This is a genomic window from Deltaproteobacteria bacterium (genome assembly GCA_016218975.1).
In the GTDB taxonomy this organism is placed as follows: Bacteria; Desulfobacterota; Deferrimicrobia; order Deferrimicrobiales; family Deferrimicrobiaceae; genus JAENIX01.
The window spans coordinates 1-15,286 of sequence record JACRCO010000018.1; the positions used below are offsets into that span (position 1 = coordinate 1).

Below are 15,286 nucleotides of genomic sequence, written 5' to 3' on the forward strand. Positions count from 1 at the left end.
GGAAACCCGCCCTGAGATGAGGTATCCCGGGGATTTAATCCCCCTGAAGGGCCCTCGTAGACTACGAGGGTGATAGGCCGGGTGTGTAAGCGCAGCGATGCGCTCAGCTAACCGGTACTAATCGCCCGTGAGGCTTGACCACTATTCAACGGATGAAAGAATTCGGACGGCTTAGTTTTCGATCGGTTCGCGCGCATTAAAGCGTGCTCACAGGATATCGTCTTTCGGCGGCGATGGCGGAGAGGCAACACCCGTTCCCATCCCGAACACGGCAGTTAAGCTCTCCAGCGCCGATGGTACTGCGGGGCTACCCCCGTGGGAGAGTAGGTCGCCGCCGGATTTAATTGCGAAAGCCCTTGCGCCGAAAGCCGCAGGGGCTTTTTTCTTTGGGACGGTGACAAAAACAGGGATCAAAAACAGGGACGTTCTTAAAAAGTCAACGAGGCTCAATCGTAATAAGGGTGCGTGAGGAAAGTGAAAGATTGCCGGTGGAAATGACTTTTTAAGAACGTCCCTGTTTTTGATCCCTGTTTTTGTTACCGTCCCGGTTTTTTTGATAATATCGACAGGAGCATTGCCCTCGATAGATTCCTACAGGGAGCGGAACGATGTCCGGCCACAATAAATGGAGCTCGATCAAGCACAAGAAGGGGAAGGCCGACGCCCAGCGCGGCAAGGCTTTTACAAAGATCACGCGGGAGCTGATAACCTCCGCGAAGATAGGCGGCGGCGACCCGAACGGAAATGCGCGGCTTCGCGCAGCGATGCTGGCCGCCCGGGCGGTGAACATGCCCAACGACAACATCCAGCGGGCGATCAAGAAGGGGACCGGCGAGCTGGACGGTGTTTCATACGAGGAATTCATTTACGAAGGGTACGGCCCCAACGGCGTCGCCGTTCTGGTGAAGGTGCTCACCGACAACAAGAACCGCACAGTCGCCGATGTCCGCCACATTTTCACCAAGTACAACGGCAACCTCGGCGAGACCGGCTGTGTTAACTGGATGTTCAGCAAGAAGGGATCCATCGCCGTATCCAAGGAAGCGATCGACGAAGAGAAGCTTATCGATCTCGCGCTGGAACTGGGCGCCGACGACGTCGCCAACGATCCCGAGTCCCACGAATACGAGGTCCGGTGCGAGCCGGAGGCTTTCGAGGACGTAAAGAAGGGCCTCGATGAAAAGGGGATAAAGATAAATTCGGCAGAGGTGGCCATGGTTCCGCAGACCACAGTGCACCTGGAAGGAAAGGCCGCGGATGCCATGCTGCGCCTCATGAACGCCCTTGAAGAGTCCGACGACGTCCAGAACGTCTGGGCCAATTTCGACATCTCCGACGAAGCGATGGAAGCGTTCGGGTAATTAGCTGGGCGGGGGACACTCCTCAACGTGAAACTTGATACAGGAAAGTCCCCCGAATGCACCTTCTCCTCCCCCGTTCCTACCTCCGCTTCTACGGAAAGTCCTCATGAGTAAGCCTCGAAGGATCCTGGGGATCGATCCGGGTTCCCGAGCCACGGGATACGGCATCATAGATGTCCGCGGCAACGGCATGTCGCCTGTCGCCTGGGGCGTCATACGAACTGACGCTTCGAACCCCTTCCCCGACCGGTTGTTCGAGATCCACAAAAAACTCTCCGAAGTGATCCTGCTCCACAAGCCGACCGAGGCCGCCGTGGAAAACGTGTTCCTCGCGAAGAACGCCGCCTCCGCGCTGAAGCTGGGCCAGGCGCGCGGCGCGGCAATCGTCGCGTGCCGGTCGAACGGCATTCCCGTTCATGAGTACAGTGCGAAGGAGATCAAGACGGCCGCCACCGGGTTCGGGGCGGCATCGAAGGACCAGGTTGGCGGCATGGTTTGCAGGCTCCTCGGGATCCGCGATAACGTACCGCCGGATGCGTCCGATGCGCTCGCCATGGCATTTTGCAGGGCAGTTACCAGAAATATTTACCCGTGATGAAAGTTAATGAATTAAGAGGACAATGATTCCTGATCGCAGGAGAATTTATTACCTACCGGGAAGCTATCCACAAGAAACTGCGAAATATTTTTCTTAGAATAAGAAAATCAATCCACTCAGGGCTTAACCAGTAATTATTACAGTAATCCTTTTTTGCTTAACTTGTTGTTATTACAATTGAAACGTTTTTCCCATCCCATTGGAACAGTATTTGCTGTATATCATCGTGTTCGCAGGGGGCCGTTCGCCAAATGGGGGTGAAGCGGCCATCCGGTTGAAGATGAATCTGTTTCGCCGGAACGAACGGGGGGAGCCATGAAGAAACTGGCAGGGGTCGTCATCGCGGTCGGGATCATTATTTTCACAACGGGGCTCTCCCGGGCGGACATCATAAACGGGGACTTTTCGAACGGGCTGAACAGTTGGAATGCCTCTCCGATAAACCCCGATACCGACACGTCGGTTTTCACAGGACTCGACGGCAAAAAGAGCGGCGTTTACGTTGAAAACCAGCAGGCGGTTCTGAGGACCGTAGGATTCAACTCGGACTATACCTATTTCACGCTTGCCCATTCGGAATTTTCCATGCCGGGCGGCTCCGTTAGTGTCGAATTCAAGTACAGGTTCGGATGGGACGGCAGCGATGCGAAGTATTCGGAATGGACGGTCGATGATCCGAACGATCCGAACTTCCTCCGCGATTTTCTCCAGGTCATCCTTTACGACGGAAATGGTGTTCCCGATTACGCCAATCTGATTGAACTGTATCCGTCGGACGATCCGCAGTGGATAACTTATTCCCGCATGTTCGATGGTGTCGCGCCGGGCAGCTTTGGGAGCATCTCGTTTTCACTTATCGATTCGGACAACGCCCGCATGTCGAGGTTGCTGATTGACGATGTAATGGGCGGAAATTCCCCCGCCCCTGCCCCCGTCCCGGAACCGGGGACCTTGATGCTCCTTGGAAGCGGGTTGGCCGGGCTTGCCGGCTGGGGGAGGAAGAAAATCCGCAGGTAGTCCGTAAAAAGTTCAACAGGTTTTCAATCGTATCATTATCAAGGGTATCCTCAAGGGATGCCCTTTTTTTTCGTTGAGCGCAAGCCATGGTGCGCAGCGCCGTGATACAGTCCATGGCAACGCACGACAGCATTCCTGTACGTTATGTATGGGGCAGTTAGGAAATCGTTTATATATTTTAAAGTGAATTTATGGTTAATTTTTGAGAAAAACATTTCTCAATATTCTCATTTGAAATTAAAACCTAATAGCATAAATCGATTATCCTTAAGCATTTATTACCATATCCGTAGCAACCAATATTGGAACGGAATTTGCTGACTTTCCATTAAACTATCCCGGGAGCGCAGCCAACGATGAAAAAGCTGATACAGGCGATCGCAGCATTGGGACTATTGTTCGTCATACCGGGGCTAAGCCGGGCGGATATAATCAACGGGAATTTTTCCAACGGTCTGAACGGATGGACCTTCGAGCCATCTGCCGGCGTGAACGTTTCCAGCGGTCGGGCATACCTGAATACGTTGGGTTACGATTCCGGATATTCGCAAATTTCCTTGTATCAAACATTCGGCATACCCGCCTGGGCGAACACGATAAGGTTCGACGTCGGGTTTTCAAGTGGAGTTGCCGATCCCGCCGACCCGGGATTCGGTTTTCCGGATTCGTTCACGGCGACCTACATTGATCCGGACAATTACCTGTCGTTTCTTTCGATCGATGTCAACGGATTGTATGACGTGAACGGAACGACGGATCCCCTCGCCGACGGGATGTTTCGTTTTTCTGCAAATATATCGAGCCTGGCCGGCAGGACGGGGACCATATATTTCGATCTTTTGGATGGCAATGACGGTTATTTTTCCACTGCCAAAGTCGACAACGTGGATTTCGTTCCTGTCCCTGAACCGGGGACGATGTCCCTCATCGGGACCGGCCTTGCCTTCCTGGCAGGAATGAGAAAAAGACGCGGAGGGAAATCGTTATAACAGGGTCGATCGTCTCGATAACCAGGGGGATATTTATTCGATAACGATTATCCGTTGACGCAAACAGCCGTTCGTGGTGAATGAACCAGGGTGGGGTTCGCACTTGCACGGGAAGTCCGGATCGGAATGAATCGGTGATGCCTTGCGCGGCCGGATAACGGTCGCTGCGTGCATCCCGTTTTTTTTTTGACCCGTTTTTTCACGCCATTCACAAACCGTTTACAACAGCCGTTTTTCTCAAGGGAGGACGAAGGATGTCCACGTTCAATTCATTCGTGAAAAACGGATCGAGCGGAAGCGTTCTCCTGATCCTGTCGGCGCTGCTTCTTTTCCCCGCATACTGCCTGGCCGACAATGTCAGCAGCCTTGTGACGGTCTCCCGCGCCAATGCGCGGAGCACTCTCGACCGGCGTACGGGCAACGTTACCAGCACGGTCGATATCACAATAAGGAACACATCGGCCCAAAACATCTCGTCCCCGCTTCGTGCCGTGTTCGATATCACCGACAACCGGGTAACGATGCCAGGTGCGTTGGGAGGGCCGAACAGCGGACCGTACAACAAGTATTACTACGACCTGAGCACAAAACTCCCGGCGGGTAATTTCCTGCCGGGAGCCGGCGTCACTTTTTCGGCCAGGTTCGTTTATAAAAGCAGCATCCGGTTCAGTTATTACGTTTACACGTACGGAACGTTGGCTTCCGTAAACAATCCGCCGGCGCTTTCTCCGATCGGGGATCGAACGGTTGCGGAAGGATCGGCGCTTTCATTTTCCGTAAACGCGGCCGATCCGGACGGCGACGCGCTCGCTTATTCGACGTCGGCCCTTCCTGCGGGCGCCGCGTTCGACCCCGGCACGCGATCGTTCAACTGGATCCCGTCGTACACGCAGGCGGGAATCTACCAGGTGACGTTCACAGCGACCGACCCCGGCGGTCTGTTTGCGTCCGAGCAGATCACGATCACGGTGACGAACACCAACCGTGCTCCTGTGCTCGATGCCGTCGGCCCGAAAAGCGTTGCCGAAAACAGCCCGTTGTCGTTTGCCGTGTCCGCGGCCGACCCGGACGGCGATGCGCTCACGTTTTCGACATCGGCCCTTCCTGCGGACGCCGCGTTCGACCCCGGCACGCGATCGTTCAACTGGACCCCGTCGTACACGCAGGCGGGAATCTACCAGGTGACGTTCACGGCGACCGACCCCGGCGGCCTGTATGCGTCAGAGCAGATCACGATCACGGTAACGAACACCAACAGGCAGCCCACGGCAAACGCGGGAGGTCCGTACAGCGGTATCGTGGGCCAGGCTATCGCGTTTTCCGGAAGCGGTACCGATCCTGACGGAGATCCCCTTACCTTTTCGTGGTCGTTCGGCGACGGCGGAACGGGGAGCGGAGCGGCTGCGATACACGAATACTCCGCAGCCGGCAGCTACATGTCGACGCTGACTGTCAGCGACGGACAGGGAGGCGGTAATTCCTCCTCGGCGACCGTCACCGTGAACCAGGAAGCGCCGCAACCCCCTCAAGTCACCGTTGCTCCGGATTGGATCGTGAACGAAGGCCAGCCCCTGTCCATTACGGTGACCGGGGCCGATCCCCGCGGAAAGACGGTAAACCTGTCGGCGGGACCGTTCATAAGGAACAGCACTTTCCTCCAGGTCCCGGGAGCCAGCGCGACGGGCACCTTCGAATTCACGCCTGATTATACCCAGCAGGGGATATATTCGGTCTCGTTCGTCGGCAGGAACAATGATGGACTTGCCGACTGCAAGACCGTCAAAATCACGGTGAATAACGTGAACCGCCCGCCGGCATTGACGGCGGACGATACGGCGAGCGTGGACGAAGGCAAGACGCTCGTGCTTTCGATTCAGGCGAATGACCCTGACGGCGATCCCCTCACCGTTACGGCCGGGTCGTTGCCGCCGAACGCCGTTTTCATTCCGCCTCCGGTTGGCACGCTTTCCTTCGCGCCTGACTATACCCAGGCGGGGGCCTACGACATCGTTTTCACTGCCGCCGACGGGAACGTGTCGGTCGATAAAGCCGTCAGGATTACCGTCAACGATGTGCCGGCAGGCGATCCGAACCAGCCGAAGGAATTGGTCCTCGTTGTCGACCCGGTTCAGAATCCCTCGTTCCTGAAAACGCAAAGAATCACCGGCACGGTGAACACGGGCGTCAATGTTCCACCGGTGGCGGGAATGAAATCCACCCTCATTACGGGGTTGGATCCATCCACGGGCAGGCAGGGAGATTCGATGACTGTTACCCTGACCGGCCAGTCGGCAGGGGGGTTCACAACGACTTTCGCAAACGGAGTAAGCCGTGCCGATTTCGGGGCCGGGATCACGTTTGTCTCCGTGAATGTCGTCAGCCCATCGCTTGCCCAGGCAAACATCTCGGTGGATCCTTCTGCCGCAGAGGGGCCGCGGGCGGTAAGCATCATCACGGGAAACGAAACCGCGGTATCGGTTGTGGCCTTCAACGTGGTGAAGGGCCGGACGAGCGTAATCGGAATCCTGGTCGATTCCGGCGGGCTGCCGTTGGCGGATGCGCCGGTCACCGTGCAGGGAACCGCCGTTTCAACGCGGACAGCAGCGGACGGCTCTTTCAACCTGTCGGACGTTCCGTCCGGGGTATCCACGCTTGTTATCGCACCCGATAATCACGAAGTCTTAAGACTCGCGATCAATGCGCTGCCGGGCGTAGCGATCGACGTCGGCACGGTGGCTTCAGCCTCCACGGTTTACATTCCCGGAGCCGAACCGTCGGTCTCCCTGGGAAGCATCCTCGGAAGGGGCGCGGCGAGATTGACGCCTACCCAGCAGAAGGAAGACCTTAAAAAAACCATCATCGACACGATGATCCTTGTGGGAGGCGCGGACGCGGGCGTACTGGATGAATACGGGAACCAGCTCAACCCCAAATTGACGGGCGCCGGGATCGTCAGCCTGACGGCGCAGGGGGTCGATGTCATCTCCGACCGTATGCTGCGCGGCGACAGCGTGGCTCTCGGCGACCTGCTCTTCTTCATCTCTTACGGCACGAAGTGGGGCGGGACGCGGGGCTACCCCCTTACATTGCGCGAATGGATCCGGATCCTGCAGGACATCGCGAACGCGGCATGGAACGATCCCATGAATCCCGACAATTTCCTTCCGATCATCATGTTCAGTTCCTCCGGTTCCTACTCCCCCGACCCGCCCACCCTGTCTCCTGCGACGCGTCTTAATCCGCTGCAGGAATTTCTCTTCACAAGCAGCATTGTCGCCCACATGAAGAGGAACGGATGGACGGGAGCGAATGCCTCCGATCCGGAAAAAGAGAGCTTATGGAAACGGCTGGCGTCGTCGGCCGAACGGCTATTGTCCGGCGTGGTGGACTGGCTCTTCCCCTCCGCATGGGCTTCCCCGCCGTTTCCCGGAACGTACGGGGGGGGAACCTACATGTCCCTCGATGGGAAGGGCAGCTATCCTACGCTGACGATGAACCAGGGAATGGGGCAGGTGGCGGGCGGGATGATGAAAATGATGATGACTCCTTCCGCCGGCGCCATCGGGGGATCTAGCCTGGCCCTCATGATCGCCGGTTCCTCGGAGACGGACCTGACACCGTATGTTGCCGCGGTGGGGGCCTCGATGAACGTACCGGAACCTCCGCGCAATTTATCCGCCGTGCCCGAAGGCGGAACGGTCCGCGTTACCTTTACGCCGAGCGTCAACGATTACTGGGAGGGGACATACTGCCTTTTGCATTTCAGCAGTTCGGTGGCGCGTCCCAGGGTAGTTCAGGCCGGGTACAGGCCTTCGGGCGGTCCGAACTCCTTCGTGATCGTCGATTACGATCCTCCCCTTTCGGGAACCGGTTATTACGTGATGACGTTCACGAAGGGAGGGACCATCGCATCGATGCTGGACAACACCGGGTACACCGAGGCGTCGCTGCGTCCCTGGTGGGCTTTTCCCTCATCCGGTGCATCGCCGGAGCAACTCTCGATGTTGAGCAGGAGATACGGGCTTACGAGCAACTACTCCGTGCCCGAAATATACACCGGAGGCCCGCAACCGCCGGCGCGCGATGTCGACGCGATCGCCGTGGATCCTTCGGACGGAAGCGTCTACGCGAGTTACCCGGCCGACCGGTTCATATTGAAATATCCGAACGATAACGGAGCGCTCGGCGATCCTGTGCAGTTTGCGAATACCCAGTTCGCCGATCCCGGCCAGAAAGGGCTTGCCATCGACGCCGCCGGCAACCTCTACACGGAAAATGCGGCGTCGGAGGAGGCCTACGGCGGAAGGCTGTTCCGGTTTACCGGAACAGGCGCACGCGAATTCACCGGAACGCTCAACTACTTCAGCCAGATGTTGATGTACGCCCGCCCGGCCTCGGGGGGGCCGATGTCCGTGGCCCCGGACGGGGAACTCGCGGTCCTCGAAAGGTTAAGCAGAAAAATCCTCAAGGTCCCGGTCAATGCCGCGTACGACCCGTACCGGCGCGTCGGGCTAACGTATTTCAGCCTTGATTCTCCTCTTTTCACCGACGTTATCGATATCGAGTTCGACGCGGGCGGAAATTCGTCCGGAAATCAACGGATGTATTTCCTCTCGCCGCGGGGGATCGCTGTCGTTCCGTTCGTTCCGGGGACCGGATCGAGTACCGGGCAGTTCGAATTCCTGCCTTTAGACTGACGGGGGTGCGCCGTGAGGCATAAGAATGCAAGCGCTTGGGTGCCGCTGATCGCCGCGGTTTTGATCGCAGTTTCTCCTCGTGCCGGCCGGTGCGATGTAACGGTTAAAGGCAATGCCGTCACGTCGGTGAATCCGGTGGACTTCGCTAACCAGGAAGCGGAACGAAAGACATACCTTCTTTCCAAAGGCATGAGCGAGGCGCAGGTCGAGGCTTATCTCTATAACTACAGTAACGAATATTTCGGCTCGAACCCCGTGCCCACGGGATTGACGTTCACCGTGCGGATCGACGGCGCCCCGGATTTTACGATAAACGGCGAAACGGGACCGGGAGGGGCCTATGCATTTACTATCCCCGAACAGTACAGGGATGAGTTTACATCCGGGAAGGTCACGATACAGTTCGAAATGGACGGAGCGGACTGGCCGGATATATACAAGTCCGCCATGGGGGGAAAGGATTTATTCGGGAACGATAGCTACATTGATTCGGGGACGGTGAAGTCGCCCCAGATGCCGCTGACGAAGGTTGCGGTCTCCTCTACGGATATGGCGTATGTCTCACCGCTGGAGATAACCGACGAGCCAACGGCATTCTCCGCGAATATCCTGGCGAGCATGCAAAAGATCGACGCGAAGATTATAGCCGCAAGGGATTTCATGCCGGACTTCGATATAAGCCATCCCGATAGCGTCAGGTATCTGTCCACCTCCGCCGGCACGGCGCAGAACTCCCTTATGGACATTAACACGACCCTGGGCACATCGACGATGACGCTCGACCAGTTGGATCCCGTTAACGTCCTGTCAGGCGACGGCTCGGGAACCGTCTACCACGAATACGGACATTTGATCCTGTCGAAGCTTTTCGGGTCCTCATATTTGCTCTACCTGGATCGCCCTGAATTGTTGGGTGGAGGCGGCGAGCACGCGATGGGCGGGAGGCTTAACCTCGAGAAGGTCGCGTTCAACGAAAGCTTCGCCCATTTCATCGCCGGAGTGGGGATGGAAGTCCCGAAAGGGATATACGACCTATACGACAAGGAATGGGCAAAAGTGACCGGCAACGCGCCGAATCAATGGAAAATGATAAAGAATCAGGAGGCTCGCGGCGATCCTGCCGTATCGATCGAATCCCGGAAAACGAACTTTTACAATTCCTACAAGACTGCCATCGACAAGATGGAGGCGAAATACAACGAGCTTAACTCCAACAGTGCGGATGCCAATAATTACGAGGGCTATGCCACCGAATTCTTCAACGAACTCTACTTTTCGGGCAAATTCGATCAGGACGAGGCGCTGGGTAAGATATTCAGCGTCCTCGAGACCGGCCTGCTGAACCCTATCCCGCCCGGAAACATAGACGAATTCTTCGCAAGGTGGAAAGATCTCTACCCCGAAGATGCTCAGAAGATCGACGAAGTCAAACAAGCGGTGATCGACCGGATATTCACGCAGCGGGCGGCTTTCATAGAGCAGATGAAGGCCGAGATGCGGAATCTGCACGACGAGTTGTGGCCTCCGGATGAGCCGGGCGGCGGAGATCCGTGTTCCGCCGGAACGGCGCTCCCCGGTTCGGGGTGCGAACCTCCCGGCGATGGGCCTTACTTCGTTCCTCCTCCGCCTCCCGCGACGGCATTATATACCGGCCTTGCGGCTTGCCCCGGGAAGCGGATGTTCTTCGTTTCGGACTACGGGGGAAGGCAGATGATCATGTTCCGGCCCGACGAGGCCGAGCACCGCTCCGTTCCTCTAATGTCGGGGTTGGACAACCCCGGAGACGTGGATGTGGGAGAAGCCGGGGCGTCGATCGCGGTTTCGGTCGGAGGGGCGGTCCGGAAGAATTACCTCGGCCTTACCGTCTACGCGGAGAATGAAGCGGGGGCGCCGTTGGGCGGCGCGGACGTCATCGTGCAGAACGATCTGGGAGAGTTCGGCACCCGGACCGACGCGAACGGGTACGCGACCGTCCTCGACCTTCTGCGGCCGGGCGTCGCCTCAAGGGACGTAATCGTCAACGTCGTACGCGGCCGGGCATCGGGCAATAAGAGTATTTCCCTCGGCCCCTGTCAGACTTTCGCAAGGATTGTGTTGCGCGAGGTTCCGCCTCCGCCTCCCGAGCGGAAGACGGATGTTGTCGATCCGGAAAAGCCGGTGAGGGTGGAACTTGTAGTGACGCCGCCGGATCCGCCACCCGGGGATCCCGACAATCCTGTGCCCCCGCCCCCGCAACCCGGAGCCAACCAGGTGCCTCCCGTGTTTCTTCCCGGCGAGAGGCGGCCTGCTCCTCCGCCGGACGGTGGAGGCGGATCTACCGCCCCGCCTACCGTGCGAATCGTCACGCCCGTCGACGGCATGAGCACCAATGAGGACGAACAGGTGGTACGGGGAACCGTGAGCGACCGGTCGGTAACGAAGGCGACGGTGACCCTGAACGGCGTCGACATCGAGGTTCCTGTTTACAACGGAGAGTTTGCAGTGGCGCTGACCCTTGCAACCGGTCCGAATACCATTACTGCGAAAGCGACCGGCCTGCTGCAGGGCGGGCAGCAGGGAGCGGAAGGTGTTTCGGAACCGGTGCAGGTAACGTACGACCCCGCATATTCGGGCGGAGGGGCGGTTTACGGCCGCGTTACGAATGCATACAACGGACAACCATATGAAAACGCCCGCGTGGTTGCGGACGGAACCGGGCAGGAGACGGCCACCGGCCCCGACGGTTACTACGGCTTCCCGGCACTTCCCGCGGGGAGCGTATCCGTGACGGCGCAGCCGTGAGCGGTCCGGTTATTTGAAAATCGTCGGTCGGCTTTTTTCCGCAATGGCAAGTGACGACGAAAAGGGAGACGGCGATGAGAATTGACAGGCCGAACGCGAGAGGATGGAAACCGCGCAAGGTGCTGGGCACCGCAATATGCTTGTCCATATTGTCGGTTCTTCTGCCTGCGTTTCCGGTTCCGGCGGCGATAAACGTGGACGTGTCGGGGCCCGGCGGAAAGACGCTCCAGGCCGTGAGCGATGCGGGCGGAGCCTTCGACCTCTCGATCCCGCTGAACGGTAACGCCGTGAACAAGATCGTCGTGACCGCCGTCGACCGGTACGGGAACACGGCTTCCAAGGAAATCTCCGTCACGCAGCTTTCCATGCAGTCCATCGTCGTTTCGAAGGTGACTACACAGCGTCTGTCGGTGCAGGAGGTAAAGCAACTTGTCAACGAAGGCGTGATCAACCTGGCAAATCCGGAGAACTTCAACGTTTCGAAATTCGACGTAGTTTTGACGATCGGTCAAGAGAGGGTTCCCGTCAGTATCCCCATCGCGGTCGGTAAGGAAGTTCCGGAGCCCATGGGCGAAGAAGTCTACAAGTTCCCAAGAGGCAACGGTTGGAATAACCGGTCGAAAAATCAACCGCCCGTTGAGATCGTGATCTTCGATAAGCCGGTGATATCGCCTGCCCTTCCCGAGCCGTTGTCGATTCCCGGCGTCATCATAATCGAGGGGAACATAAAGAGCCTGAAGGAGTTTTACTCGGTCAGGCTTCTCCTGATGAACACCTCCGGCATCTTCACGCTGAAGAACGTATCGGCCAATATAGAGTTCCCCGACGGAGGACTGTCGAATGTGCTGCCCGCCGACGGCGTCGCATCGTTCGGGGACATTCTGCCGGGAAACGGGGACCAGCCCGGACAGAAGGAAAAGGAATTCATCGTCCGCGGGGACGAGATCGGCGTTCGTGGGGTCCGTCTGAATTTCGGCGGATCCCTTGCCGGCCCCGGGCTTCCCGAAAACGATCCGATCCGCTTCAACGGCAGCGCGAACTCCGGCGTGGAGGTGAAAGGCCCTCCCGCGTTCAAGGTCCGGGTTACCCATCCGGATTTCGTTATCACGGATATCCCGTATGAACTGAAGGTAGACATCACAAATATAGGAGAGCTTCCCGCCCTTTACGCAAGCCTTGCCCTCGACGTGGGGGCCGACGCCCGTCTCGTAAAGTGCCGCGTCGACAACAACTATCCGGACAATCCGGTTCCGGTGTGCGAACCGATCGAAGGCGCGGACGTTCGAAACTTCGGGGACATCCTTCCCGGGCAGACCGTCAGCGAAACGTTCACCGTCAATCCGCTCATGACCGGCACGATCACTTCATGCGTCGGGGCGTCGGACCAGAATATAACCCTCCAGGTGCTGGTCGGGACCATCGGGTGCGTGGTCGGCAAGTTCCCTCCTGACAGGGGAGCGCCCGGCGGCGCGCCAACTGTCTCCGTGGTGCCGGGTCCCAACATGGCCGGGGTCGGAATCGATACCCCGGTCACGGCGTTTTTCAGCACGGAAATGGAACGCAGCACGATAACGACAGGTGAGGGCGGTACGTTCACGGTGACCGACAGTGCCGGGCGGCAGATTCCCGGATCGATCCGATTCAGCGACCTGGGGAGCGGCCCCGAGAAAAGGACTGTCGCCATCTGGCAGGTCAGCGACGGGCTTACGAACCGCCTCCAGGAGTCGACGGAATTTACGGTCTGGATCAGGAAGGACGTGAGGGACTTTGCGGGGAATTTCCTCGCAAGCGATTGGACCAGCCGGTTCACGACGACAAGCATGGGCGTGAACGATTTCGATCCTCCTACGCTCACGCTTTCCGTCGATCCTCCGGTGAACCCGAATTACGTCCTGCCGGGACAGATCGTGAAGGTCGACGCCTACGCTTCCGACATGGGCAGCGGCGTGGCGCGGGTGGAACTGCGCCTGAAGGATCTGGATGTGCAGGGAGCGGCATTTAAGCTCGTCGACCAGAAGACGGTGTTCGCCGGGAACATGCCTCCATACATTTTCGCCATCGATTCGGCGAACCTTGAACGGGGGCGCATGTACCAGGTGCTGGGCACGGCTTACGACGGCATGGGGAACGCTCAGAATTCGACCATATCGCTGTACATCGCACCTACCGCCGATCCGCCCACCTTGTCCCTGCAGGCGTCTCCCGCGGGAGACGTGCTACGGGGGACCTCGCTGATGTTCAATCCGACGGTGACGGGAGGGGTGCGCGAGGTCCGATATTACCTTGACGGCGCGGCGGTTCCCTTCAAGACCGTGAACCTTGCGCCGTATCAAGGCGGCCTGGGGACGCTCGACCTGGTCGAGGGATTGCACTCTGTCCGCGTCGTGGCCGAGGACGCTCTCGGCCAGACAGGAGAAGCGGCGTATTCCTTCAACGTTCTCGCCAACGGCAATGCTCCCACGGTGGGTTTCGGCGGCGCCGTGAGCGGAAGCTGGGTGCTCCAGGGCTCTTCGATCACGATAACCGGGACGGCCGCCGACCCGTTGGGTATCGCGTCGGTCCGATACTATCTCGACGGATTGAACAACCCGATTCCCGGCGCGGGCGGGACGCAACCCTTCACGCTGGACACGAGCGGCCTGTCCGTGGGGGAACACACTGTTTACATCGTCGCGGAAAATAACCTCCAGGTCACGAACAGCGCTTCCCTGCAATTTACGGTCGTCACGACCCCGGCCGGCAGTCCCCCGGACGCTCCCGCTATTTCTTCAGTGTCGGTCCCGCAGGGCGGGCAGACCACCGTTCGGGGAACGAGTGTCGGTGGAGCGCGCGTGGATATCACGAATACCGGAGCCGGAATATCCCTCAGTGTCACCGTTTCACAAGGGGGGTCCTATCTTGCGGTTCTCCCGGCCTCGCCGGGGGATCTTCTGCGTGCGGTCGCCTACAACCTTTCGCAGTCCCTGAGCCCGAGTCCGGCCGCGACGGCCGTGGTGCCTGCGCCGCCCGTTCTGGATTATATCGATGTCTCACCGGTCTCCATGACCTTCAGTTCAGCCAATGCGTACGCCGATATTCGCGTGACCGCCTATTACCAGGGTGGAGCGCCTTCGGCGGATATGACGGCAAATTCGACCTACTCATCGAGCGCCCCGTCAGTAGCATCGGTCAACGCATCGGGCAGAGTCGCCGCGATCGGAAACGGAAACGCCTTGATCACCGTCGGCGCGGAAGGTCAGACGTTCGAAATACCGGTTACCGTGAACATTCCGACACTGAACTCGATCTCCGTTACACCGACATCCGTCGACTTCAACGACATAGGACAGGCACGGCAACTTGCCGTGACGGGGAATTACAGCGACGGCAGCTCGACCGTTCTTTCCTACGGGAATACCTTCGTCACCGGCAATCCGGCGGTGGCTGCCGTGAACGGATCCGGGCTCATCACCTCGGCCGGAGGCGGTTCGACGCAGGTTACCGTCATCCGGCAAGGAGTTGCGCCGGTATCGGTCGAAGTCAGGGTCAACATCCTGGCATCGATTACCGTGTCGCCTCCATCCGTGGCGCTGGAATACCTGACCCAGACCCGGCAGTTGGCGGTCACGGGATATTACGGGGATGGAAGCACGGCGCTTCTTTCCGAGGGCAATGCCTTTTTATCGGCTGATTCCGCCGTCGTTTCAGTAAGCGGTTCGGGTCTGGTGAGCGCGGTCGGAAACGGCATCACGCAAATCACCGTGTCGCGGCCCGGTGTATCCTCCGTAATCGTTCCCGTCACGGTGGACACTTCCAATGATCCGGCGCCGACGGTCGAGATACTTGGTCCCGCGAACGGGGCCA

The 15,286-nt window shown here is 58.4% G+C and carries 7 protein-coding genes and 2 rRNA genes; all 9 read left to right on the forward strand.

What is annotated here, in order from left to right:
* Nucleotides 1-145 (forward strand): 23S ribosomal RNA (locus HY896_02385); the annotation flags it as partial.
* Between the two features lie 78 nt (nucleotides 146-223).
* A 5S ribosomal RNA gene (rrf, locus tag HY896_02390) occupies nucleotides 224-340 on the forward strand.
* Nucleotides 341-608: 268 nt separating this feature from the next.
* On the forward strand, nucleotides 609-1,361 hold the full coding sequence (locus HY896_02395; GenBank protein ID MBI5575194.1) for a YebC/PmpR family DNA-binding transcriptional regulator: 753 nt from the start codon (nucleotides 609-611) through the stop codon (nucleotides 1,359-1,361).
* Between the two features lie 106 nt (nucleotides 1,362-1,467).
* On the forward strand, nucleotides 1,468-1,956 hold the full coding sequence (gene ruvC / locus HY896_02400) for a crossover junction endodeoxyribonuclease RuvC (GenBank protein ID MBI5575195.1): 489 nt from the start codon (nucleotides 1,468-1,470) through the stop codon (nucleotides 1,954-1,956).
* Nucleotides 1,957-2,274: 318 nt separating this feature from the next.
* Nucleotides 2,275-2,976, forward strand: coding sequence for a PEP-CTERM sorting domain-containing protein (locus HY896_02405; GenBank protein MBI5575196.1), 702 nt, complete (start codon nucleotides 2,275-2,277; stop codon nucleotides 2,974-2,976).
* Nucleotides 2,977-3,332: 356 nt separating this feature from the next.
* Nucleotides 3,333-3,965, forward strand: a complete 633-nt coding sequence (locus tag HY896_02410; GenBank protein ID MBI5575197.1) for a PEP-CTERM sorting domain-containing protein — start codon at nucleotides 3,333-3,335, stop codon at nucleotides 3,963-3,965.
* Nucleotides 3,966-4,219: 254 nt separating this feature from the next.
* Nucleotides 4,220-8,662: a PKD domain-containing protein gene (locus tag HY896_02415; GenBank protein ID MBI5575198.1), complete on the forward strand. Its 4,443-nt coding sequence runs from the start codon at nucleotides 4,220-4,222 to the stop codon at nucleotides 8,660-8,662.
* A 12-nt stretch (nucleotides 8,663-8,674) separates the two neighbouring features.
* Nucleotides 8,675-11,443 carry a carboxypeptidase regulatory-like domain-containing protein gene (locus tag HY896_02420; protein ID MBI5575199.1) on the forward strand — a complete coding sequence of 923 codons (2,769 nt, stop codon included), beginning with the start codon at nucleotides 8,675-8,677 and terminating at the stop codon, nucleotides 11,441-11,443.
* Nucleotides 11,444-11,517: 74 nt separating this feature from the next.
* Nucleotides 11,518-15,286 (forward strand): Ig-like domain-containing protein (locus tag HY896_02425; protein ID MBI5575200.1); only part of this gene is annotated, 3,769 nt, incomplete at its 3' end.